A 20,180-nucleotide genomic window follows, 5' to 3' on the forward strand; every position below is an offset into this window, starting at 1 on the left:
GGTCCGGCGTCGTCGCGGGCGCGGTGCGGTCCGGCCGCGTCCCGCCCCCCGCCGGCTCCGCCGGCTTCGGGGGGTTCATTACCGCGCGTCCGCGAGGGGAGGCGAGGGATGAGTGACGGTTCGAACGGGGGCGTCGACGCGCCAGACGGCGAGGGAGCGCCGGACGTGAACACCCTGATCATGCAAGCGACCTACCGCGCGTTGTGTGAGCACGGCTACGCCGAGTTGAGCGTCTCGCACATCGCCGCGGAGTTCGAGAAGAGCAAGTCGCTGTTGTACTACCACTACGACTCCAAGGACGACCTCCTCGCGGGGTTCCTTCGGTTCGCCGGCGACCACTTCCTCGCGATGCTCGACGAGGCCGAGCGCGAGGCCGACTCGCCGGTCGACCGGGTCCGCTCGTTCGTCGACATCTACCTCGGTGCGGAGCTGGACGAGGAGATGGCCGAGGCGCAGCGGGCGATGATCGACCTCCGGGCGCAGGCGGTGGCCGAGCCCCGGTTCCGCGAGGAGTTCACGCGCATCGACCGGCACCTCCGCGAGCGACTCGCGACCGCGCTCGCCGACGGCGTCGAGGCGGGCGTCGTCGACGACGTGGTCGACCCGGAGCCGACGGCGACGTGGCTGCTGTCGGCGCTCTCCGGGGCGATGCTCCAGCGCCACACCGCCGACTACGACGTGGTCACCCCCGTCAGGGCGCAGCTTCACGGCTACGTCGACTACTACGCCGTCGACGCCGACGGCGACGGGGAGTAACTCGACGAGCACAGCCTTTTCACGCCGCCCGAAGTGTCACCGTGTATGGGAGACGACGAACGACCCGCCCGTACCGATCGCGACGACGGCCGCTCGCTTTCCCGGCTCGGACGCGTGCTGTTCGGGCTCGGACTCGCGTTACAGGCCTCGGAGGACTTCCGCGACATCGACGACTCGATCGAGTACGCCGAGTCCGCGGGCGTGCCGATGCCCGAACTCGCCGCGCCGTTCGCGTCGGGGATGATGCTCGTCGGCGGGCTCGGCCTCGCGTTTTGGCGGCTCCCCCGCATCGCGACCGGCGCGGTCGTCACCTTCCTCGCGGTGGTGACGCCGACGATGCACGACTTCTGGAACGAGGAGGGCGACGCCGGCGGCGAGCGCCTCGCCTTCTTCGGCAACCTCGCGATGTTCGGCGCCGCCTTGGCGTTCCTGCGCGAGGCGTATCGGTCGTAACGCTGCTCGGCGAACCGACCGGCAACCACCTCGACGGCCGTCTCGACCGCCGTCCGTTGATTCCGAATCACGTATCGAATAAAAATCAATAACGACTAAGATGTTTCTCAGTCACTCACCGGTGACGATGACAAAGGCACTCAAGGCGTCCGGATTCCTCGGATTGGCGGTGATGATGGCGGTCGGACTACATCAGTTCGTTATCCTGTCGGGCGGGTCGGCGGTTCCGCCGTGGATGATCGGCGGCCACGCCCACCTCGGGGTGTTGTCGATCCTCGCGATCGTGATGGGGTTCGCGGTGCCCGCGCTGGGCGTGGTCGGGCAGCTCAGAACCGCTGTCACCGGGCTGTTCATCGCCGGGCAGTGGGGGATCCCGGGGATCGTCTGGCTCGGCGAGGGGTTCGGCCTCACGTTCCTCATGCCGACCGGGTTCCTCTGGGGCGGCGCGCTCATCGCCTCGATGCTCATCATGCTGTACAAGACGGTGACGACGGAGGAGACGGGCGGCGGCGGGCGCGCAGGCGTCGCCCCGGCGGACGACTGAGTCGCGTTCTCCCTTTCCAGGCGGCCGTTCTCACCTGGCACCTGGTACGCCCGGGCGGTTGCTACACGTCGCGTCGGCCGAACAGCGCGACCGCCGCGAGCGCGAACAGCGCCGTCACGCCCGCAAGCACCGCGACGGAATCGAGCGCGTACTCCCCGCGGACGAGCACCCCGGTCGGGTCGAGGTACCGCGCCGGCGCGAACGCGCCCACCCACTCGTAGTCGCTGCCGGTGACGATCGCCTCGACGATCCACGTGGCGAAGACGGCGCCGAGGGCGACCCGCCCCGCGGTGCGGCCGCCGTCGACGGCGACGCCGAGGAACAGGCCGACGGCGCCCCACGCGAGCAAGTACGGCACGGACAGCGCGTGCAGCGCGAACAGGTCGACCGGCGAGAGCGGCTCCCCGACGGCGACCGAGACACCGTACAGCGCCAGCGGGACGACGACGTTCACGACGAGGATCGGGACCAGCAACGCGAGGAGGACCCCGCCGAGCACGCTCGCGCGCGGCGCCGGCGCAGACAGCGTCGCGTCCAGCCTGCCGGTGGCGACGCCGCCGGCGACGCGCCCGGCCGCGACGTACGCGACGTACGCCGCGAGGCCGACGATCCACCCCAGCGTGTAGAACTCGGAGGCGAGCAGCCCGGCGACGCTCCCGAGCGACTCCAACCCGAACAGCGCGCGCATCGCCGGCGGCAGCGCCTCGGTCATCGCCTCGATGTCGACGCCGGCGGTGACCTGCGGTCCGATCCAGACGTACAACGAGCCGAACAGCGACAGCGCGACGGCGGCGACGATCCCCGGCACGACCAGTCGCTCGGCCTCGTAGCGGGCGACCGTGAGCGTCGCTTTCGCCTGACCCGCCGGGTTCGCCGTGCCCGCGACCACCCGCGACCCGGCCGAGTCGCGGCTGTCGCGGCCGCTGCGGCTGTCGCCACGATTGCGGCCGTCACGGCCGCCGCGACCGTCCCGGCCCGACCGCGTCGACTCGGCGTCGGTCACACGTCCACCTCCCGGAACCGGAAGGCCGCCGCCGCGAGCAGGAGGGCGGTCGCGCCCAGCAGCACCGCGGCCCCGCCCAGGTCGTACTCGCCGGCGGTGAGCACCGCGACCGGGTCGTAGTAGCGCGCGGGCGCGACCGCCCCCAGCCAGTCGATATCGGAGCCGGTCACGGCGACGCTCACGACGTACGTCGCCGCGATCGCGCCCGCGCCGGCGCCCTCCGCCACCCGACGGTTCGGGGCGAGCACCGAACACAGCGTCCCGATCGCGGCACAACACAGGAGGTACGGCACCGACAGCGCGTGGACGGCGACCACGTCCGCCAGCGGCAGCGGGTCGTCGATCAGCACCGACCCACCGTAGACGACGCCGGCGACGACGACGTTCGCGAGCGCCACCGGGAGGAGGCTCGCGGCGTACGTCTCCGCGAGCAGCCGGGATCGCGAGATCGGCGCCGCGAGCACAAGCTCGACGGTGCCGTCGTCGATCCGACCCGCGAGGCTCCCGGCCGCCAGGTACGCGACGTACGTCCCGAGGCCGAACACCCAGCCGAACACGTACAGCTCCGCCGCCATGAACCCCGCGAGCGTCCCGATCTGCTCCAACCCGAACGACTCGACGAGCGACGGCGGCAGCTGCTCGGCGTACGCCGTCAGGTCGACCTGTTCGAGCAGTCCGGGCGCGACGAGCAGCATCATCCCGCCGAAGGCCGCGAGCGACACCGAGACGACCACCGACCCGACGACCCGCCGTTCGGCCTCGTAGCGGGCGACCTCAAGCATCGGTGGACTCCGCGGGGCGTTCCCCGTGCTCGGGCTCGTCGCCGTGGTCGTCGCGGTCCGGACCGTCACCGTGGTCGTCGCGCTCGCGGTCGTCGTCGGATTCACCGGCTCCGGCCCCGGTCGGTCCGCGGACCGTCGCGCCGTCGTCCGGGCCGTCGTCGTAAAAGCGCATGAACACGGCCTCCAGCGGCGCCTCCTCGATGGTCAGGTCGCGCAGGTCGAACCGGCCGAGCCAGTCGAGCAGCGGGTCGTACGCGCCGGTGTAGGTGAACGACACCGTCGAGGCGCCGTCGTCGGCCTCCGCGGCGGCCTCGGTCACCTCGATGTCGTGTGCGTCCGCCAGCGTCACGTCCTCGGGCGCGAGCGGGCTCGCGGCGTGGACGCGGACGGTCTTCCCGCTGCGTTCGAGCAGCGCCTCGACGTCCTCCAGGGCCGCCAGGCGTCCGTCGCGAACGATCCCGACGCGGTCGCACACCTTCCGGACCTCGCTCAACATGTGCGAGGAGAAGAACAGCGTCTTCCCGCGGTCGCGCTCGTCGCGGACGAACCGGTGGAACTGCTCCTGTTTCAGCGGGTCGAGCCCGGTGGTCGGCTCGTCCATGATCACGAGCTCGGGGTCGTGCATGAACGCGATCACGATCGCGAGCATCTGCCGGTTCCCGCGCGAGTACTCCCCCACGTCGCGGTCGAGCGGCGGGTCGAACAGCTCCAGCAGCTCGTCGCTGCGAACGTCGCCGCGGAGCCCGGCGTGGTACTCGAGGATCCGCCGGCCGGTGACGCGGTCGTCGAACGACGGCTCGCTCGGGAGGAAGCCGACGTTCGCGCGCGCCCGTCTGAGCGCGCCGGCGTCGGTGATGTCGGCGCCGAGCACACGCGCGGTGCCGGCGGTCGGCGACTGAAAGCCCATGAGCGTCCTGATGGTGGTCGTCTTCCCCGCGCCGTTGGGGCCGAGAAAGCCGAACACCTCGCCGGACTCGACGGTAAAGGAGAGGTCCTCGACGCCGCGGACGTCCCCGTAGTACTTCGTCAACCCGTCGAGTTCGAGTGGCGGCATCTCTCCGTACACTTGGACCACGGCGAGGTATCAGTATACCGCCGCTACCCGGAACGCCGGCGACGTGGATCTTCCCGGGCCGTCACTGCCGCGGCTGTCGGCCTCCCGTTTGCAAGGTTCTCACAGTGGCTGTGGCCGCTGATACCTTCCGAACGACGACCTCTGGTGCTGAGCTGTCCTTGTAGACGGTTCACAGATGGAGAATGCTCCCGGAAGAAACGTCGATGTCGATGAGTGGCGGGTGAAGAACACGGACTGAGTGGGAACCTTGCGGATTCGTGAGACGCGGAGTATAGCCGAGAGCGGTGTGATCGCGCGGGATGTCACTCGCGGCTACGCGCTCGCGTTGGGGGAGAACTCGGCCGACAGATCGGTTACACACCCTCCCAGGCTTGCGGTTTCACCCGAGTGTGAATCGACCGTGTTCTCCGTGCGTCCGTTCGCGATCCCCCTGAGATCCCGCGGACTCGGGTGTCCCTCTCGCCCACACCGATCCCTGTTGGCTGAACGACTCCAGCTACTCGATACAGTGATTCATTCCCCGATCGTCGACGTTCCTCCCGGCGGCGATCACCGATCGTGAACCGGTCAGTGCCCCCCGAGCGACGCGCTACCGCTCGCTTCTGCGTCCATCCGGCGATATCCGAGTGTGAACCGTCGCGTGGGCTGTCTATCACCCCTGACGGGTGTGGGGCGAGTCTTCACATACGAAGACGGGCCCAGCACGGTTCGATATGACCACGAAAGACGACTGTCTTGACGCGTTGCAACGGGCGGCAGATGAATTGGGTGAGCCACCCTCGAAAGCGCAGTACGAAGCACTCGGTTTCACGCCGTCAGCGTCGACCATCCTTCGACACTGCGGGGGATGGAACGCAGCGAAAGCGGAAGCTGGCTTGGAGACGAACACCTCGACCGGCTCGCGAACGCTCTCGATGCCGGACGACGTGGAGCTTCCCGAGGGAATGGTCTGGGAGGAACTGAGTCAGGACCAGCGGTGGCATTACCGGAACAGAGCGTGGAACACCCAGCGGTCACTCGACCGGCGACAGAAGCTCCGGGAGTGGCTCCGGGAGGTAAAGCGGAACAGGGGCGGATGTCGAGAATGTGGCGAATCCGACCCCCAGTGCCTCGACTTCCACCACCGGAATGCGGCCGAAAAAGACCTGGACGTGAACAAGACGGTCCCGTTCGGCTGGTCGAGAGACAGGATCCGCGCGGAGGTAGACAAATGCGACCTCCTCTGTGCCAACTGCCACACGCTCGAACACAGCGATCGACACACGTGGACCGAGAGAATCCCGAATGACCTGCTCGGGGACGGAGTCGAACTGTCCCGCTCGGATCGCAGGAAGTTACTCCAGCCGGGAGCGTTCGGATTGGAGAAAGCCGACCGACTCCGGCTGTGGACATACGCCTACCAGCGGGAGGTTGGGTGTCGTGAATGCGATCTCCCTGATCCCGTCCGGCTCCAGTTCCACCATACCGACGACGACAAAACCGCGACCGTCGCCGATCTAATCGGAGCTAGCGCGTCCACGAATGACGTCCTCCGAGAAGTGAAAAAGTGCGAGGTGCTCTGTGTGAACTGCCATCGAAAGGAACATTCGTCATCTCTCGAGTCCTGACGGTAACGGGAACCCGGCTCCGCCGTTTCGCAACACTCATACCTTCCGATGGGTTACGATTGACTGTAGTCGGCGAAGAAGCGTCGGCGAACATGTCAGTCCATTGGGGTAGCCGGCCAATCCTGTTGCCTTCTGGGGGCAACGACCCTGGTTCGAATCCAGGATGGACTACTTCTCTTCACACGTTTCCCGTAGAACGAACAGGAACCGGTGTGTGGCGATTTCCACACGAAACAGAGGGGTCTCGTTCCGGTTGCCGTCCCCGTCCCATCCTCATCCCAGTCCCCGTCGCCATCGCGCCACCGCCGGCACCCGACTGATTTACGCACGGGGCAGTTTCCTCCGGACATGGTCACGTTCAGTACGCTCTCTCTTCCGGCGGTCGGCGGGGGGATCATCCTCGTGTTGCTCGCGTGTTCGGCGTTCTTCTCCAGCAGCGAGATCGCGATATTCAGCGTGGACCGCCACCGGGTCGGCCCGCTGGCCGAGACCGGCGGACGGGCGGGGACGATCCTGGAGGCGTTGCGCTCGGACCCTCACCGGCTGCTGGTGACGATCCTCGTCGGCAACAACGTCGTCAACATCGCGATGTCGTCGATCGCGACGGCGATCCTGGTCGACGCGCTCCCGGCGGGGATCGCCGTGACGGTCGCGACGGTCGTGTTGACGGTGGTGGTGCTCGTGTTCGGCGAGATCGTCCCCAAGTCCTACGGCGTCGCCAACGCCGAGTCGTGGGCGCTCCGGACGGCGCCGACGCTCCGGCGGTTCCAGCGCGCCGCGGGGCCGGTGGTGACCGCCTTCGACGCCGTGACCCGCCGGCTGAGCGCGGCCATCGGCGGGGAGTCGGCGATCGAGGCGCCGTACGTCACCCGGGACGAACTGGCGGCGCTGGCGCGGACGGCCGAACGCGGCGGCGGGATCGACGCGGGCGAGCGCGAGATGGTGGAGTCGGTGCTCCGCCTCCACGAGATCACCGCGGGGGACGTGATGGTCCCCCGTGAGAACGTCGTCGCCGTCGACGCGAGCACGTCGATCCGCGACGCGGCGACGCTGGCGGCCGACGAGCGGGTGACGCGGCTTCCGGTGTTCGACGGCACGCTGGACCGCGTCCGAGGGATCGTCGATCTCCGCGACCTGGAGCGGACGCTCGCGCTCGACGAGTCGGTGTCCGTCGAGCGGCTCGCGACGCCGACGCTGTCGGTCTCGACCGGCGAGCCGATCGACACGCTGTTGACCCGGATGCAGGACGAGCGCGTCCGGATGGCGATGGTCGTGGCCGACGACGGCGCGGTCGTGGGGCTCGTGACGGTGCAGGACGTGTTGGAGGAGGTGGTCGGCGACCTGTTCGACGTGGGCAGCGAGGCGAGCGTCCGCGCGGTCGCCGACGGCGTGATGGTCCGCGGCGACGTGTTCCTCGACCGCCTCGACGCGGTCTTCGGCACCGCGCTCGCAGGCGACGCCCCGGCGGACGCCGGAACGCTCGCCGGCTACGTGTACCACCGGCTCGGGCGCGTCCCCCGCTCGGGCGAACGGATCGAGCTCGACGGCATCGCCGTGACCGTCGAGCAGATCGACGGCGAGCGCATCCGTCGGATGTTCGTCGAGCCGGACTACGGGGCGCTCGCCGCCGCGGCCGACGAGTCGGGGGCCGATGACGGCGTCGCCGAGCGTGCAGGAACGGACACGGATCCGACCGACGACGGGGTCGACGAACGCTCGCCGGAGGAGTAGCCGGGACGACGCGGGAAACGCTCAATTGGCTCCACCTGGTCCGGACGCACGTGGACGACAGACGGGCGATCCGCCGGGGGTACGACACCCTCGCGACGACGTTCGCCGAACGCGGCGAGGCCGGCGACCGGGAGACGCGCGTCTTCGAGGAGTTCTTCGGTTCGGGTCCGCCCTCGCCGCGCGTGCTCGACGCGGGCTGCGGACACGGGACGCCGGCGCTCCGCCGGGCCACCGACGGGGCGGAGGTCGTCGGGCTCGATCTCTCGCGGGAACTGCTCCGGATCGCGGCCGCCGCGTCGGCAGTCGCGCCCGTGCAGGGCGATCTGACCGCGCTTCCGTTCGCCGACGGGAGCTTCGGCGCCGTCGTCGCGCATCGCTCGCTGATCCACGTCCCCCGGTCGGAGCGCGCGGCCGTCGCCGCCGAGTTCGCCCGCGTCCTCCGCCCCGACGGGCGCGTCCTCGTCTCGGAGGCGCCCGGGCCGTTCGAGCGGACGACCGACGACTGGCTCGGTCGCGGAGTCGAGATGACGTGGACGATGGCCGGCGCGGACGCGACGAGCGAACGGCTCCGGGACGCCGGGTTCGAGATAACCGACCGGTGGGACGCCCCCGACCCCACGTCCGGGGACGACCCGAAGCCCGCCTTCGTCGCCGGTCGCTTGCGGGTGTGAATCCCCGCAACGACCCCGAGACGAACAGAGGTAGATCGGCTGCGTCCGGGCGACGGCGGCGCACTCGGCGGTCGCCTCCGAGCGGACGCACCGGCCGGCTACGTCATACCGCAGTCAAGCAGGTTGTCCCCCCGTCGCCGTGTGCGTCCTCGCCCGCTACTTCCGCACGTCCAGCAGCGCCACGCGCTCGTGGACCACGTCCGCGAGCGACCCGGCCGTCGCCGCCAACTCGGTCTCGTCGATGTCGAAGTACTCGCAAACGAGGTCCTCGTCGTAGTCGCCGAGCGTGTCGGCCGCGGTCAACAGGTCGCCGACGGCCGCGGCTGCCGCGGCTTCGTCGCCTGGGTGGTCGGGGTCGCCCTCGGCGGTGTCGGATCTCTCGGCGGTGCCGTCCGCGGCGTCCTCAGCGGCCCCGTCCCCGTCCTCTCGCTCGGCGGCGACGAGCACCACGACGGGTCCCTCGCCCTCGGACACGCCGAGGGTCAGCGCGCGGTCGATCTGCCGGCGGCCGGCGGCGTACAGCATGACCTCGACGCCGCGGTCGCGGGCGACGTTCTCGCCGCGCCCGAGGGCGCGGTCGGCCAGTTCGAGCGCTCGTTCGAGGTGTGCCCGGTCGACGACGTAGCGCGCGTCGAACGCCTGGACCGTACAGCCGGTCCCCTTGCCGATCCGGGTCAACTCGTCGAGGAACGCGTCGAGGTCGTCGATGGCCGCGACGCCGTCGACGAGCTTCACGAGAAATCACCGAAGGTTGCCTGTCCGCTTCCGTCCTCGTCGGTGTCGCTCCCGGCGGTCGCCGCCGCCGACGCGCTCGCGTCCTTCCGCACGCCCTCCATCGAGGGGTCCTGTCGGCCGACCGCCCGGAGGACGTTCTCGGCGGTCTTCTCGCGTCCGCGGAGCGCGCCGAGCACGACCGACTTGTCGGCCTCGCGCAGCTCCGCGCGGGTTTCGATGCCGGCCTCGAACAGCCGCCGGGCGCGCTTGCGACCGACGCCGCGCACGCCCGTCAGGTCGAGCAGCTCCTCGCGGACGCCGTCCTCGACGCGTTTCTTCGCCTCGCGGACGTCGAGCACCACGTCGAGGTCGAGCTCGTTCGCCAACTGCTCGGCCGCCCCGAGCAGCCACTCGGCGGTGTCGACCTTCCCGCGGATGTCGCCCGGGCCGACGCCGTAGCGCTCGGTGATGGTGTCCTCGTCCAGCTCGCTGGCCCAGTCCTCCAGCAGCCGGGCTGTCTTGAGCGCCGCCAGCCAGTCCTCGAACGCCACGTCCTCGAACTCCGAGGGGGCGTGCCCGAGGAACTCCTCCTCGCGCTCGTAGAACTGCTCCTCGTACGTCTCGCGGTCGCCCGACTTCAGGTACAGCTGGTACATGTCTGGCGTCCGCGCGACGAGGTGATACAGTCCGAGCGGGGTGATCGTGGGGCCGTCGTCCCTCTCTTCCTCGCCTCCCTCGCCGCTCTCGCCCTCGTCCGCAGTGGCGTCGCCCGCGCTGTCGTCCGCATCGCCGTCGGCGGCCGCGTCGCCGGCGACGAGGTCCTTTCCGGTGACGAAGCCGGCGTCCGCGGCGTCCTCAGGTACCTCGTCGTCCCCGGCGGGTCGGCTTCGGCGGGTCGCCGTCGTCGAGGCGACCGCGTCGGCGTCGGCCGGCTCGACGCCCTCGCGGAGCCCGTCGACGATCTCGGCGGCCGACATCGGGTCGAGGTAGAGCCGCGAGACGGTGTGGCCGATGCCCGTCGCGGTGAGGGTGCCGTCCTCGCGTTCGAGGAACTCGTTGGCCGCCAGGTACTCGAGCACGCGGTCGGTGACCTCGGCGAGCCGGGCGTCGTCGCCCGTCTGGCTCGCGTACAGCGTCCGATCGAGGAACTCCAGCAGGCCCTCGCGCGTCGTCGCGAACCCGGAGGCGACGGTCGCGAGGACGTGGGTCCGGAGCGCGGGCTCGGCGGCGAGCTTCGAGCGGACGTCCTCCGGCTCGGCCCAGACGTAGCGCTCGAACAGCTCGTCCATCGTGTCGCGGTCCTTCGCCAGCAGAACGGCCTCGCCGTAGGGGTCGAGGCCGGGCCGGCCCGCGCGACCCATCATCTGGTGCACTTCGAGCGTGTCCAGCGGCTGCATCCCGCCGAACTCGCCGTCGTAGCGCTTCCAGTCGCGGACGATCACCCGGCGTGCTGGCGTGTTCACCCCCGCCGCGAGGGTGGGCGTCGCGCAGATGCACTTGACGAGGCGGTCGCGGAAGGCGTCCTCCACGAGGCTCCGGTGTTCGGCGGCGAGGCCGGCGTGATGGAAGGCGGCTCCCTTCCGGACGCAGTCGGCCAGATCGTCGGAGGTGTCGGTGTCGGACACGTCGCGGATGTCCTTCGCCAACCCCTCCAACTCCGCCTGCTCGTCGGGGTCGAGCCTGTTCGCGGTCACGTCCGCGAGACGCTTGGCCGCGCCCTCGGCGTTGCGCCGGGAGTTGACGAACACGAGCGAGGAGCCGCGCTGGCCGTCGACCTCCTCGTCGAGCGCGTCGGCGACGAGGGCGGCCGTCGGCTTTTGCCCCTTCCCGACGGGCACCTCGCGCTGGCTCCCGTCGTCGAAGTTGACGGCGTTGCCGTAGTGGACGCCCATCTTCAACTCGATGGGTCGCCAGTCGGACTCGACGAGCGCGGCGTCGAGCCAGTCAGCCACCTGGTCGGCGTTGCCGACGGTCGCCGAGAGCGCGACGACCTGGAGATCGCGGTTGATCTTGCGGAGCTTCGCGAGCGTCACCTCGAGGGTCGGGCCGCGGCCGGAGTCGTCGACGAGGTGGACCTCGTCGGCGACGACGCAGGTGAGGTCGTTCACCCACGGCGCGCCGTTGCGGACGAGCGAGTCGACCTTCTCGCTCGTGGCGACGATGATATCGCGGCTCGCGAGCCACTCCCCGTCGGACTGGTAGTTGCCGGTTGAGACGCCCACGTCGACGCCGAACTCTTCCCAGCGTTCGAACTCCGTTTTCTTCTCGCTGGCGAGCGCCCGGAGCGGGACGATGTAGAGCGCCTTCCCGCCGCGCGCGACCGCCGAGAGCATCGCTAACTCGGCGATGAGCGTCTTCCCCGATGCGGTCGGCACCGAGGCGACGACGCTCTCGCCGTCGGCGACGCCCGCCTCGACGGCGGCCGTCTGCGGCGGGTAGAACTCCTCGATCCCCTCCGCCTCCAGCGCCTCGGGGACGCCGTCGGGCAGGGTCGAGAGATCGGAGGGTCTCATTGCCCGTGGTAGCGGGGTTCTCGGATTTAAACTGTCGGAGCGAGCCTCGCCGGCGGTCGGGCGTCAGGGGCCGTGCTCGGCGTCGGGGTCGGCCGGCCGGTCCGACTCGCAGGCGCCGTCGAGACAGCGCACGCCGGTCGCGGTCTCGAACCGGGGGAGGCCGCAGGCGCACTCGCCCGCGAACACGCCCGCGGGCACCGAGAACGCCGTCTCGCAGTCGGGGTAGCCGTCACAGCCGAGGAACGCCCGGCCGCGGTGCTCGCGGACCCGGAGGTCGCGCCCGCAGTCGGGGCAGTCGAAGCGGCGGTCGAGGACGCCGCGGACGGCCTCGGTCAGCGAGTCGCACGCGTAGTCGATACACAGGTCCAGCGACTCGCCGCGCTCGACGGTCATCGTCGGGAGCCCGCAGTCGTCACAGGCCGCGTCGTCGCGGACCGTCGCGCCCGACGGGAGCCCGTAGGAGTCGCCGCACCCGAGACAGACCACGTCGCCGCCGGCGCGCACCATCGCCGCGCCACAGCCGGGGGCCGGGCACTCGCCGACGGGAACGCCGGCGGCGCCGACCGGCAGCTCCACCACCTCGCCCGCGTCGTGCGATCGGACCGAGAGGGTCCGCCCGGCGTCGTGGGCCGTGACGGCGAAGCCGTCGTCGTCGGCCTCGACGGTCAGCGAGTCCGGGCGGGTCAACCACGTGACCGGCTGGTACCCCGATCGGTCGTGAACGAGGACGGTACGGTCGGGTTTGGCGAGGACGACCACGCGCCCGCGCTGGGTGCGCTCGTCGCCGGTCGTCGTCTCGAAGCTGGTGGTGCAGTCGCCCGCGAGGACGGTTGCGGTCTCCGGCATGGGGTCGGTGGTGCCGTCACCCTACTTGGACTCTCGCAGCGATGTGTGGGGACGGAGTGGGGACGGTGACGGGGCGGCGGCCTGGCGGCGCGGGCCGGCGACACGGGCCGGAACGCCCATCCCCCAGCCCGAGCATCGTAGGGGTATGTCCGAATCGTCCGACAGCGACGCTCCGGAAGCGGCTGACGGGACCGACTCCCCCCAGGTCACCGACTCGGCGAACACGAGCGACTCCTCGACGGCCGACCGCCCCGACTCCGCGCCGGGAACCGTCCAGACGGAGGCGGGAACCGCCGCGTCCGTCGTCGTCTGTTTCGACATGGACGGCGTCCTCGTCGACTCCGAGGACTACTGGCACGTCGCCGAGCGCGAGGAGATCCTCCCGCGGGTGCTCGCCGACGGTTCTCGGACTCCCGACCTCGACGAGGTAACGGGGATGTACTACGGCGAGATCTACGACTACCTCGCCGAGCACTACGAGGTGGTCGTCGACAAGGACGCGTTCATGTCGCTGTACGAGGAGACCGCGGAATCGATCTACGGCGAGCGCGTCGAGCTGTTGGCGGGCGCCCGGGAGTTCGTCGCCGACCTCCGGGGCGAGGGGGTGCCGGTCGCGCTCGTCTCGTCGTCGCCGCGCGACTGGATCGAGACGGTCCTCGACCGCTTCGACCTCGAGTTCGACCTGATCGCGCCTGCCGAGGAGTTCGACGGTCCGGGTAAACCCGAGCCAGGGCTGTACGAGGCGGCGATCCGCGATCTCGGCGGAACGGTCGACCGGGCGGTCGCGATCGAGGACTCCGCGAACGGGGTACTCGCGGCCGCCCGCTCGGGCGCGTACACGATCGCCGTCCGCGACGACCACAACCGCGACAGCGACCTCTCGCCCGCGGACGAGGTCGTCGACCGGGAGGACCCGGCGGCGCTGTACGAGGCCGTGCGTCACTCGACGCGGACGATCCGTGAGTCCGTCTCGGGCAACAGCGGCAACTCGGGGTAGACGACCTCCACCTCGTAGCGCAGCTCCGTCTCGCCGGGCGCGCCGAACACGCCCACCGGGACGGTCGTCTCGTCGCTGAGGTACAGCGTCTTCTCGGTCATCTCGACCCCGTTGGCGGTGACGCGGATCCCGGCGCGGGCGGGTCCGCCGACGTTGCGCACGGTCACCTCGAGCACCTCGTTCTCGCCGACGCCGATCGAGTCGGGGACCGTTCCCCACTCGACGACGGCGTTCGGGAGGTCCTCGGCCTGCCGGAGCACGCGCTCGGCGACGCCCTCCGAGAGCCCCGCGCGCGTGAGCCGGTCGGCGCCCGCGGCGACCACGTCGGCGGGCGCGGTGAGGCCCCCCGCCGACAGCGACTCCGCGCGCCCCTCGCCGACGCCCTCGATGGCGGTGAGGCCGACGGCCTCGCGCTTGACGCCGTGTTCGACCCTGGCTTCGACCCGGCGCACGAGGTTTGCGGCCCGGGGGCCCGCGACGGCGTCGGCGAACTCCCGCAGCGCCGCGAGCAGGCGCAGCGCGTTCTGCTTGATGATCCACGCGTCCGAGCGCAGGTCCGAGGGGACCGAGCCGCGGACGGCGCCGTGGAGGATCGCGAGCACCTTCCGGTTGCCGCCCTCCAGGTCCGTCTCCACGTCCGAGAGCACGCGGTCGACGGCGTCGGCCTCCGAGGAGCGCGAGGAGGCGGAGTCGAACTCGGCCGCCGAGGCGACGACCCGCAGGACGGCGTCCTCGTCGATCGCCTCGCGGTCGGCCAGATCGGCGAACCGCTCGGCCGTCTCCATGCGGAGGTAGTACTTCGAGGCGAGCCGGCCGATCGTGGTCGCCTCGATCCCCAGTCGCTCGTCGGTCTCGACGAACCCGCGGTCGACCAGCGAGTTCAGCGTGTCGCGGACGCGGTCGCGGATCCCCTCGAAGTCGTACGCGTCGGGCTTCGTCCCCGCCCTGACGTAGTAGAAGGTCGTCTCCAGCCAGTCCATCACGTCGTCGAGCCCCGAGATCGTCCCCAGCGCGATCTCGGCGTTCAGGTGCGAATCGAGATCCTCGGCGAGCCGCGACTCGATCTCCTTGCCCTCGCGAAGCAGTGTCCGGTACTTGTCGGCGTCCGAGCGGTCGCAGACCACCCAGCCGTACCCCACGTCGTCGTACCCCGGCCGGCCGGCGCGCCCGAGCATCTGGAGCACGTCGAGCGGGCTGATGTCGACTTCGCCCTCCAGCGGGTCGTGATACTTCGTGTCCCGGATGACGACACAGCGGGCGGGGAGGTTCACGCCCCACGCGAGCGTCGAGGTCGAGAAGAGCAGCTGGATCTTCCCCTCCTTGAACCACCGCTCGACGCGGTCCTTGTCGTTCTTCGAGAGGCCGGCGTGGTGGAACGCGACGCCGTCGACGACCGAGTGGCGCAGCGTGTCGTTGTCGAGCTCCTTGGCGGCGTTGTGGAAGTCGTAGTCGCCGCGGGCGCCCATCTCGAGGTCGCGCTCGCCGACCTCGTCGCGGGCCTTCTTGGCGGCCATCACGGTGTCCTGGCGCGAGGAGACGAACACGAGCGCCTGCCCCTCCTCGCGGATGTGCGGTTCGGCGAGGTCGAGCGCCCGGTACAGGCGGCGGTACTTGTCGGCGAAGGAGTTGTCGCCGTGAGTGTACGTCTTCACGCCGGTCTCCAGGTCGACGGGGCGGTACTCGTCGCCGAACTCGAAGGTCGTCTCGGGCGGCGCGTCGAGCCACTCGGCCACGTCGCCGACGTTGGGCATCGTCGCCGACAGCGCGACGACGCGGGGGTCGCAGATGCGGCGCAGGCGCGAGACGGTCACTTCGAGGACGGCGCCGCGCTTGTCGGAGTCGAGCAGGTGGACTTCGTCGATGACACAGCAGTCAACGTCGTTGATGAAGTCGTAGCGGGCGGACTCGTGTTTGCGCGTCGCCGAGTCGGTCTTCTCGGGCGTCATCACGAGGATGTCGGCGCGCTCGGCGCGGCGGGGGTTGAGGTCGCGCTCGCCGGTGACGACGTACACGGAGTAGCCCAGCTCCTCGAAGCGGTCCCACTCGGCCTCCTTCTCGTTGGTGAGCGCACGGAGGGGCGCGATGAAGAGGGCGGTGCCGTCGTTCTCGAGCGTCTCACAGATCGCGAGCTCGGCGAGGGCGGTCTTGCCGGAGGCGGTGGGCGCGGCCGCGACGACGTTCTCGTCGCGTTCGAGGATGGCCGGCAGCGCCTCCCGCTGCATGCGGTTGAACTCCTCGAACCCGAACGCGTCGGCGAACTTCGGGACGGCGTCTGCGACTTTCATCTGTTGGATCTCATGGGTTCGGTCGGGGATACGGGGTGGCGCGGTCCGCGTGATCGACTGGCCTCGTGGCCGGAACGGACCGCGCCGGCAACTACGAGTAGGTCGGGGCGCTTCGGCGGATGAACCTTTCCCTCTGCGGTTGATCGGGCGTATGAGTGTTCGTGTGAATATCCGTCGTGTCCGAGTAGAGGCGGCGGACCGCGAAAGCCCCCGCGGCTGTGCGCGAAGGCGCGACCGCTGCGCTCCTCGCTCGGCTCACGTCGCTCGCCTCGCTGCGGTGCTTGTCGGCTCGTGCCTTCGCGCACAGCCGCGGCCCCTTTCAGTCCCACCCGACTGCACCGCTGCCACACTTACGTCGGAGCAAGCTCCGACGAACTCACACTCGCTCCGCTCGCGTGAGCCTCCCAAGCCGATTCGCTCGTCGGTCGCTCCGCTCCCGACTCGCTCATCCCTCGCGCGCGGCGGCCGCGCACAGGGCGCGGCCGGCCGCGCGCCACAGCGGGGTCACTACGTCTTGTACCGCGAGCGAGGGCCGGAGGCCCGAGCGAGCGGCCCTTTTGGCATTACGGGAAATCTTCGATTTCCCGTCAGCAGTCGGAACGCTGCGCGTTCCGACGGCATCGACGGGTTTGGCGGGGTTCGACGAACGAGCGAAGCGAGTGAGGAGGACCCCGTGAAAAGAGGTCGGTTAGAAGTTCTCCACGTGCGGTCGCAGATCGAGTTCCAGCGTCCACGCGCTGCGGTCCTGCTGGACGAGGTGCCAGTAGTTGTCGGCGATGGCGTCCGGATCGAGGTACTCCTCGGGGGTGTCCGTCTTCACCTCGGGGCCGAGGATCCCGCCGTCGATCACGACGTGGGCGACGTGGACGCCCTCGGGCCCGAGCTCCCGCGCCATCGACTCCGCGAGCCCCCGGGAGCCGAACTTCGCCATCGAGAACCCGACCGCGCCCTCGCGCCCGCGCACGGACGTGGTCGCGCCCGTGAAGATGACTGTGCCGCCTCGCTCGTCGGCCGGACGCTCCTCGTCGAGCATGTCGCGGACGGCCGCCTGCGAGCACAGGAAGTCCGCGCGCGGGCCGACCTCGTACGCGCGGTCGAACGCGTCCAGCGAGGTGTCCCGCAGCCCGGTCCACGAGGCGGCGCTGGCGTTGTTCACGAGCACGTCAACCGGCCCGAGCTCGTCGCGGACGCGGTCGAAGGCGGCGGCGACGTCGGTCGAGTCACACAGGTCCGTCGCGACGCCGACCGCGTCGGTCGGGAGTTCAGCCGCCAACTCGTCGAGGTAGTCGCCGCTGCGGGCGAGCAGCCCGATCTCACATCCCTCGGCGGCGAAGCGGCGCGCGACGGACTCGCCGAGTCCCGGTCCGACGCCCGCGATGACTGCCGTGGTCATGGGTCACGCGTCGGGCGGCCGGAGTATAACCGTTGGCGGGGCCGTCGGCCTCGCCGCCGCGCTCGCGCCCCGCCGGTCGTGGCACACGCTCCCTGACAACCGAGGCGCTTAACAGTCGTTCGGGGGAAATACGGGTGAAATGCCCAGTGGGGACTACGACCCGGAGACCACAGAGCCCGAGTGGCAGCGGCGCTGGGTCGACCAGGAGACGTACGCGTACGACGAGGAGGCCGCGACCGATCCGAACACCGTCTTCTCCATCGACTCCCCGCCGCCGACGGTATCCGGCGACCTCCACATGGGCCACCTGTACGGGTTCACCCTGCAGGACTTCGTCGCCCGCTTCGAGCGCATGAACGGGGAGACGACGTTCTTCCCGTTCGGCTACGACGACAACGGCATCGCCTCCGAGCGGCTCACCGAGGACGAGCTCGGCATCCGTCATCAGGACTTCGAGCGCCGGGAGTTCCAGCGCAAGTGCCGCGAGGTGTGCGCGAAATACGAGGAGCAGTTCACCGAGAACATCCAGGGGCTGGGCGTCTCGGTCGACTGGAACCACACCTACCAGACGATCGAGCCGCGCACCCAGCGCATCTCCCAGCTCTCCTTCGTCGACCTGTACGAACAGGGCCGCGAGTACCGCGAGAAGGCGCCCGCGATCTGGTGTCCCGAGTGCGAGACGGCCATCTCGCAGGTCGAAACCGAGGACGACGAGCAGGACAGCCACTTCCACGATATCGCCTTCGGTGTCGCCGGAAGCGACGAGGAGTTCACCATCTCGACGACGCGTCCCGAACTCCTCCCGGCGTGTGTCGCCGTCTTCGTTCACCCGGACGACGACGAGAACCGGCACCTCGTCGGCGAGTCCGCGGAGATCCCGCTGTTCGGCCACGAGGTCCCGATCCTCGCCGACGAGGGCGTCGACATGGAGACCGGTTCGGGGATCGTCATGTGCTGTACGTTCGGCGACCAGAACGACATCGAGTGGTACCAGATCCATGACCTGGATCTGCGCGTCGCCATCGACGAGTCGGGCCACATGACCGAGGTCGCCGGCGAGTACGAGGGGCTACACTCCGCCGAGGCCGGCGAGGCCATCGTCGAGGACCTCGACGACGCCGGCGCCCTGCTCGACCGCCGCCCGATCACCCACACCGTCAACGTCCACGAGCGCTGCGGCACCAGCGTCGAGTTCCTCGTCACCGAGCAGTGGTACATCGAACTGCTCGACAAGACCGACGAGTACCTGGAGGCCGGCCGCGAGATGGAGTGGTTCCCGGAGAAGATGTTCACCCGGTACGAACACTGGGTCGAGGGCCTCCAGTGGGACTGGCTCATCTCCCGGCAGCGCTCCTCGGGCATCCCGTTCCCGGTCTGGTACTGCGCCGACTGCGACGAGGAGATCATCGCCGAGAAGGCCGACCTCCCGGTCGACCCCCTCTCGGACGACCCGCCCGTCGACGCCTGCCCGGCCTGCGGGCACGACGAGTTCGAGCCCGAGGACGACGTGCTCGACACGTGGGCCACCTCCAGCCTGACGCCGCTGATCAACGCCGGCTGGGACTGGGACGAGGAGGCCGGGGAGTTCACCATGGAGCGCCCGGAACTGTACCAGTTCGACATGCGCCCCCAGGGCCACGACATCATCAGCTTCTGGCTGTTCCACACCGTCGTCAAGTGCTACGAGCACACGGGCGAGGTGCCGTTCGACGAGACGCTCATCAACGGGATGGTGCTCGACGAGAACCGCGAGGCCATGTCCAAATCGAAGGGGAACGTCGTCCTCCCCAAGGAAGTGCTCGCTGAGTACCCCGTCGACGCCGCGCGCTTCTGGGCCGCCGGCTCCGCCATCGGCGACGACCTCCCGTACAACGAGAAGGGGCTCCGGGCCGGCGAGAAGCTGCTCCAGAAGCTGTGGAACGCCTCGAAGCTCGTCGAATCGCTCGTCGGCGACGCGCGCGAGGAGCGTCCCGACCTCGACCGCGATGACCTGCGGGAACTCGACCGCTGGCTGCTCGCGGAACTAGACGACCTGACGGGGACGCTCACCGAGCAACTCGAAACCCGCGAGTTCTCGAAGGCCCGAGACGGGCTTCGCGGGTTCTTCTGGCACACCTTCTGTGACGACTACCTCGAAGTCGCGAAGACACGGGTTCGGGAGGCCGAGGACGACGACCCCGCCGCGCGGTACACGCTGTCGGTCGCCCACGAGCGCTTCCTGAAGCTGTTCGCGCCCATGCTCGCGCACGTCGCCGAGGAGCTGTGGCAGGACATGTACGCCGAGGAGCGCGCGGGCGACGACTTCGACTCGGTCCACCTGCGCGAGTGGCCCGAGCCGCTCGGCGTCGAGGCGGACCACGACGCCGGCGTCGCCGCGATGTCCGTCGTCGGCGCGCTCCGTCGCTACAAGAGCGAGCGCGGGCTCCCGCTCAACGCCGAGCTTGACCGCGTCGAGGTGTACGGCGAGGGCGACCTCGCGGCGTTCGCCGACGACGTGCGCGGCGTCATGAACGTCGCGGAGCTCGACGTGCTCGACGAGGAGCCGGAGGTCGAGTCCGTCGTCACGGGTATCGACCTCGACTACGCGCAGGTCGGCCCGCAGTTCGGGGAGACGGTGGGCGACATCGAGGCCGCCCTCGCGAGCGGGGAGTACGAGATCGCGGACGGCGAACTCCACGTCGCCGGCGAGACGCTCGGCGCGGACCTGTTCGAGGTCGAGCGCGAGCGACGGTACTCCGGCGAGGGCGAACTGCTCCAGCCGGAGGACGCGGTCGTCATCGTCCACGACACCGAGTAGGCGTCCCACCTTT

At 70.0% G+C, this 20,180-nt stretch carries 16 protein-coding genes and 1 tRNA gene; 9 read left to right on the plus strand and 8 right to left on the minus strand.

Going from position 1 to position 20,180, the window contains the following annotated elements:
• Positions 1 to 108: 108 nt before the first annotated feature.
• From K6T36_RS08625 to K6T36_RS08635, 3 genes are all read left to right on the plus strand, one after another.
• Positions 109 to 756 (plus strand): TetR/AcrR family transcriptional regulator, encoded by a 648-nt coding sequence (locus K6T36_RS08625; protein WP_222920932.1) that lies wholly within the window; start codon positions 109 to 111, stop codon positions 754 to 756.
• Positions 757 to 801: 45 nt separating this feature from the next.
• Positions 802 to 1,209: a DoxX family protein gene (locus K6T36_RS08630; protein ID WP_222920933.1), complete on the plus strand. Its 408-nt coding sequence runs from the start codon at positions 802 to 804 to the stop codon at positions 1,207 to 1,209.
• 127 nt (positions 1,210 to 1,336) lie between these two features.
• Entirely contained in the window at positions 1,337 to 1,753 is a 417-nt protein-coding gene (locus K6T36_RS08635; protein WP_222920934.1) for a DUF8059 family membrane protein, read from the plus strand.
• Between the two features lie 61 nt (positions 1,754 to 1,814).
• Here the strand turns inward: K6T36_RS08635 and K6T36_RS08640 are convergent, their stop codons facing one another.
• From K6T36_RS08640 to K6T36_RS08650, 3 genes are read right to left on the minus strand one after another with little or no spacing between them, the layout of a single operon-like run.
• The gene (locus tag K6T36_RS08640) at positions 1,815 to 2,756 is read right to left on the minus strand and encodes an ABC transporter permease (protein ID WP_222920935.1); all 942 of its coding nucleotides are present in this window, start codon (positions 2,754 to 2,756) and stop codon (positions 1,815 to 1,817) included.
• Positions 2,753 to 3,538 (minus strand): ABC transporter permease subunit, encoded by a 786-nt coding sequence (locus K6T36_RS08645; protein WP_222920936.1) that lies wholly within the window; start codon positions 3,536 to 3,538, stop codon positions 2,753 to 2,755. The genes K6T36_RS08640 and K6T36_RS08645 overlap by 4 nt, the downstream gene beginning before the upstream one ends.
• Positions 3,531 to 4,592 (minus strand): ABC transporter ATP-binding protein, encoded by a 1,062-nt coding sequence (locus K6T36_RS08650; RefSeq protein ID WP_222920937.1) that lies wholly within the window; start codon positions 4,590 to 4,592, stop codon positions 3,531 to 3,533. The genes K6T36_RS08645 and K6T36_RS08650 overlap by 8 nt, the downstream gene beginning before the upstream one ends.
• 734 nt (positions 4,593 to 5,326) lie before the next feature.
• On the opposite strand from K6T36_RS08650, the gene K6T36_RS08655 reads away from it, so the two are divergent.
• The 4 genes from K6T36_RS08655 to K6T36_RS08670 all read left to right on the plus strand — a co-directional run bounded on the left by K6T36_RS08655 (position 5,327) and on the right by K6T36_RS08670 (position 8,622).
• Positions 5,327 to 6,220: a homing endonuclease associated repeat-containing protein gene (locus K6T36_RS08655; RefSeq protein ID WP_222920938.1), complete on the plus strand. Its 894-nt coding sequence runs from the start codon at positions 5,327 to 5,329 to the stop codon at positions 6,218 to 6,220.
• Between the two features lie 97 nt (positions 6,221 to 6,317).
• Positions 6,318 to 6,391 (plus strand) — tRNA-Gln (locus tag K6T36_RS08660).
• Between the two features lie 177 nt (positions 6,392 to 6,568).
• Entirely contained in the window at positions 6,569 to 7,951 is a 1,383-nt protein-coding gene (locus K6T36_RS08665; protein ID WP_222920939.1) for a hemolysin family protein, read from the plus strand.
• A 50-nt stretch (positions 7,952 to 8,001) separates the two neighbouring features.
• Complete coding sequence (locus K6T36_RS08670) at positions 8,002 to 8,622, plus strand: class I SAM-dependent methyltransferase (RefSeq protein WP_222920940.1); 621 nt, start codon at positions 8,002 to 8,004, stop codon at positions 8,620 to 8,622.
• Between the two features lie 156 nt (positions 8,623 to 8,778).
• Here K6T36_RS08670 and cgi121 read toward each other — a convergent pair whose 3' ends face one another.
• From cgi121 to K6T36_RS08685, 3 genes are all read right to left on the minus strand, one after another.
• Positions 8,779 to 9,357, minus strand: coding sequence for a KEOPS complex subunit Cgi121 (cgi121, locus tag K6T36_RS08675; protein ID WP_222920941.1), 579 nt, complete (start codon positions 9,355 to 9,357; stop codon positions 8,779 to 8,781).
• Positions 9,354 to 11,849: an ATP-dependent DNA helicase gene (locus tag K6T36_RS08680; protein ID WP_222920942.1), complete on the minus strand. Its 2,496-nt coding sequence runs from the start codon at positions 11,847 to 11,849 to the stop codon at positions 9,354 to 9,356. Before K6T36_RS08680 ends, cgi121 begins: the two co-directional genes overlap by 4 nt.
• Before the next feature lie 63 nt (positions 11,850 to 11,912).
• The gene (locus K6T36_RS08685; protein WP_222920943.1) at positions 11,913 to 12,695 is read right to left on the minus strand and encodes a topoisomerase DNA-binding C4 zinc finger domain-containing protein; all 783 of its coding nucleotides are present in this window, start codon (positions 12,693 to 12,695) and stop codon (positions 11,913 to 11,915) included.
• A gap of 145 nt (positions 12,696 to 12,840) precedes the next feature.
• On the opposite strand from K6T36_RS08685, the gene K6T36_RS08690 reads away from it, so the two are divergent.
• Positions 12,841 to 13,692 carry an HAD family hydrolase gene (locus tag K6T36_RS08690; protein ID WP_264083985.1) on the plus strand — a complete coding sequence of 284 codons (852 nt, stop codon included), beginning with the start codon at positions 12,841 to 12,843 and terminating at the stop codon, positions 13,690 to 13,692.
• Here K6T36_RS08690 and K6T36_RS08695 read toward each other — a convergent pair.
• Positions 13,635 to 15,977 (minus strand): DEAD/DEAH box helicase, encoded by a 2,343-nt coding sequence (locus K6T36_RS08695; protein ID WP_222920944.1) that lies wholly within the window; start codon positions 15,975 to 15,977, stop codon positions 13,635 to 13,637. The genes K6T36_RS08690 and K6T36_RS08695 overlap by 58 nt on opposite strands.
• A 688-nt stretch (positions 15,978 to 16,665) precedes the next feature.
• A complete protein-coding gene (locus K6T36_RS08700) occupies positions 16,666 to 17,370 on the minus strand; it encodes an SDR family NAD(P)-dependent oxidoreductase (RefSeq protein WP_222920945.1) in 705 nt (234 codons plus the stop codon).
• Between the two features lie 139 nt (positions 17,371 to 17,509).
• Here K6T36_RS08700 and K6T36_RS08705 point away from each other — a divergent pair, with 139 nt between their 5' ends.
• Positions 17,510 to 20,167 (plus strand): valine--tRNA ligase, encoded by a 2,658-nt coding sequence (locus tag K6T36_RS08705; protein ID WP_222920946.1) that lies wholly within the window; start codon positions 17,510 to 17,512, stop codon positions 20,165 to 20,167.
• Positions 20,168 to 20,180: the final 13 nt, after the last annotated feature.

Source organism: Halobaculum roseum (assembly GCF_019880245.1).
In the GTDB taxonomy this organism is placed as follows: domain Archaea; phylum Halobacteriota; class Halobacteria; order Halobacteriales; family Haloferacaceae; genus Halobaculum; species Halobaculum roseum.

Excerpts from the sequence above, each read along its gene's own strand:
- K6T36_RS08630 (WP_222920933.1), top strand. The coding sequence starts at position 802 with ATGGGAGACGACGAACGACCCGCCCGTACCGATCGCGACGACGGCCGC.
- K6T36_RS08685 (WP_222920943.1), bottom strand. The coding sequence starts at position 12,695 with ATGCCGGAGACCGCAACCGTCCTCGCGGGCGACTGCACCACCAGCTTC.
- K6T36_RS08700 (WP_222920945.1), bottom strand. The coding sequence starts at position 17,370 with ATGACCACGGCAGTCATCGCGGGCGTCGGACCGGGACTCGGCGAGTCC.
- K6T36_RS08635 (WP_222920934.1), top strand. The coding sequence starts at position 1,337 with ATGACAAAGGCACTCAAGGCGTCCGGATTCCTCGGATTGGCGGTGATG.
- K6T36_RS08695 (WP_222920944.1), bottom strand. The coding sequence starts at position 15,977 with ATGAAAGTCGCAGACGCCGTCCCGAAGTTCGCCGACGCGTTCGGGTTC.
- K6T36_RS08625 (WP_222920932.1), top strand. The coding sequence starts at position 109 with ATGAGTGACGGTTCGAACGGGGGCGTCGACGCGCCAGACGGCGAGGGA.
- K6T36_RS08680 (WP_222920942.1), bottom strand. The coding sequence starts at position 11,849 with ATGAGACCCTCCGATCTCTCGACCCTGCCCGACGGCGTCCCCGAGGCG.
- K6T36_RS08645 (WP_222920936.1), bottom strand. The coding sequence starts at position 3,538 with ATGCTTGAGGTCGCCCGCTACGAGGCCGAACGGCGGGTCGTCGGGTCG.
- K6T36_RS08690 (WP_264083985.1), top strand. The coding sequence starts at position 12,841 with ATGTCCGAATCGTCCGACAGCGACGCTCCGGAAGCGGCTGACGGGACC.
- K6T36_RS08665 (WP_222920939.1), top strand. The coding sequence starts at position 6,569 with ATGGTCACGTTCAGTACGCTCTCTCTTCCGGCGGTCGGCGGGGGGATC.
- K6T36_RS08655 (WP_222920938.1), top strand. The coding sequence starts at position 5,327 with ATGACCACGAAAGACGACTGTCTTGACGCGTTGCAACGGGCGGCAGAT.
- K6T36_RS08650 (WP_222920937.1), bottom strand. The coding sequence starts at position 4,592 with ATGCCGCCACTCGAACTCGACGGGTTGACGAAGTACTACGGGGACGTC.
- K6T36_RS08705 (WP_222920946.1), top strand. The coding sequence starts at position 17,510 with ATGCCCAGTGGGGACTACGACCCGGAGACCACAGAGCCCGAGTGGCAG.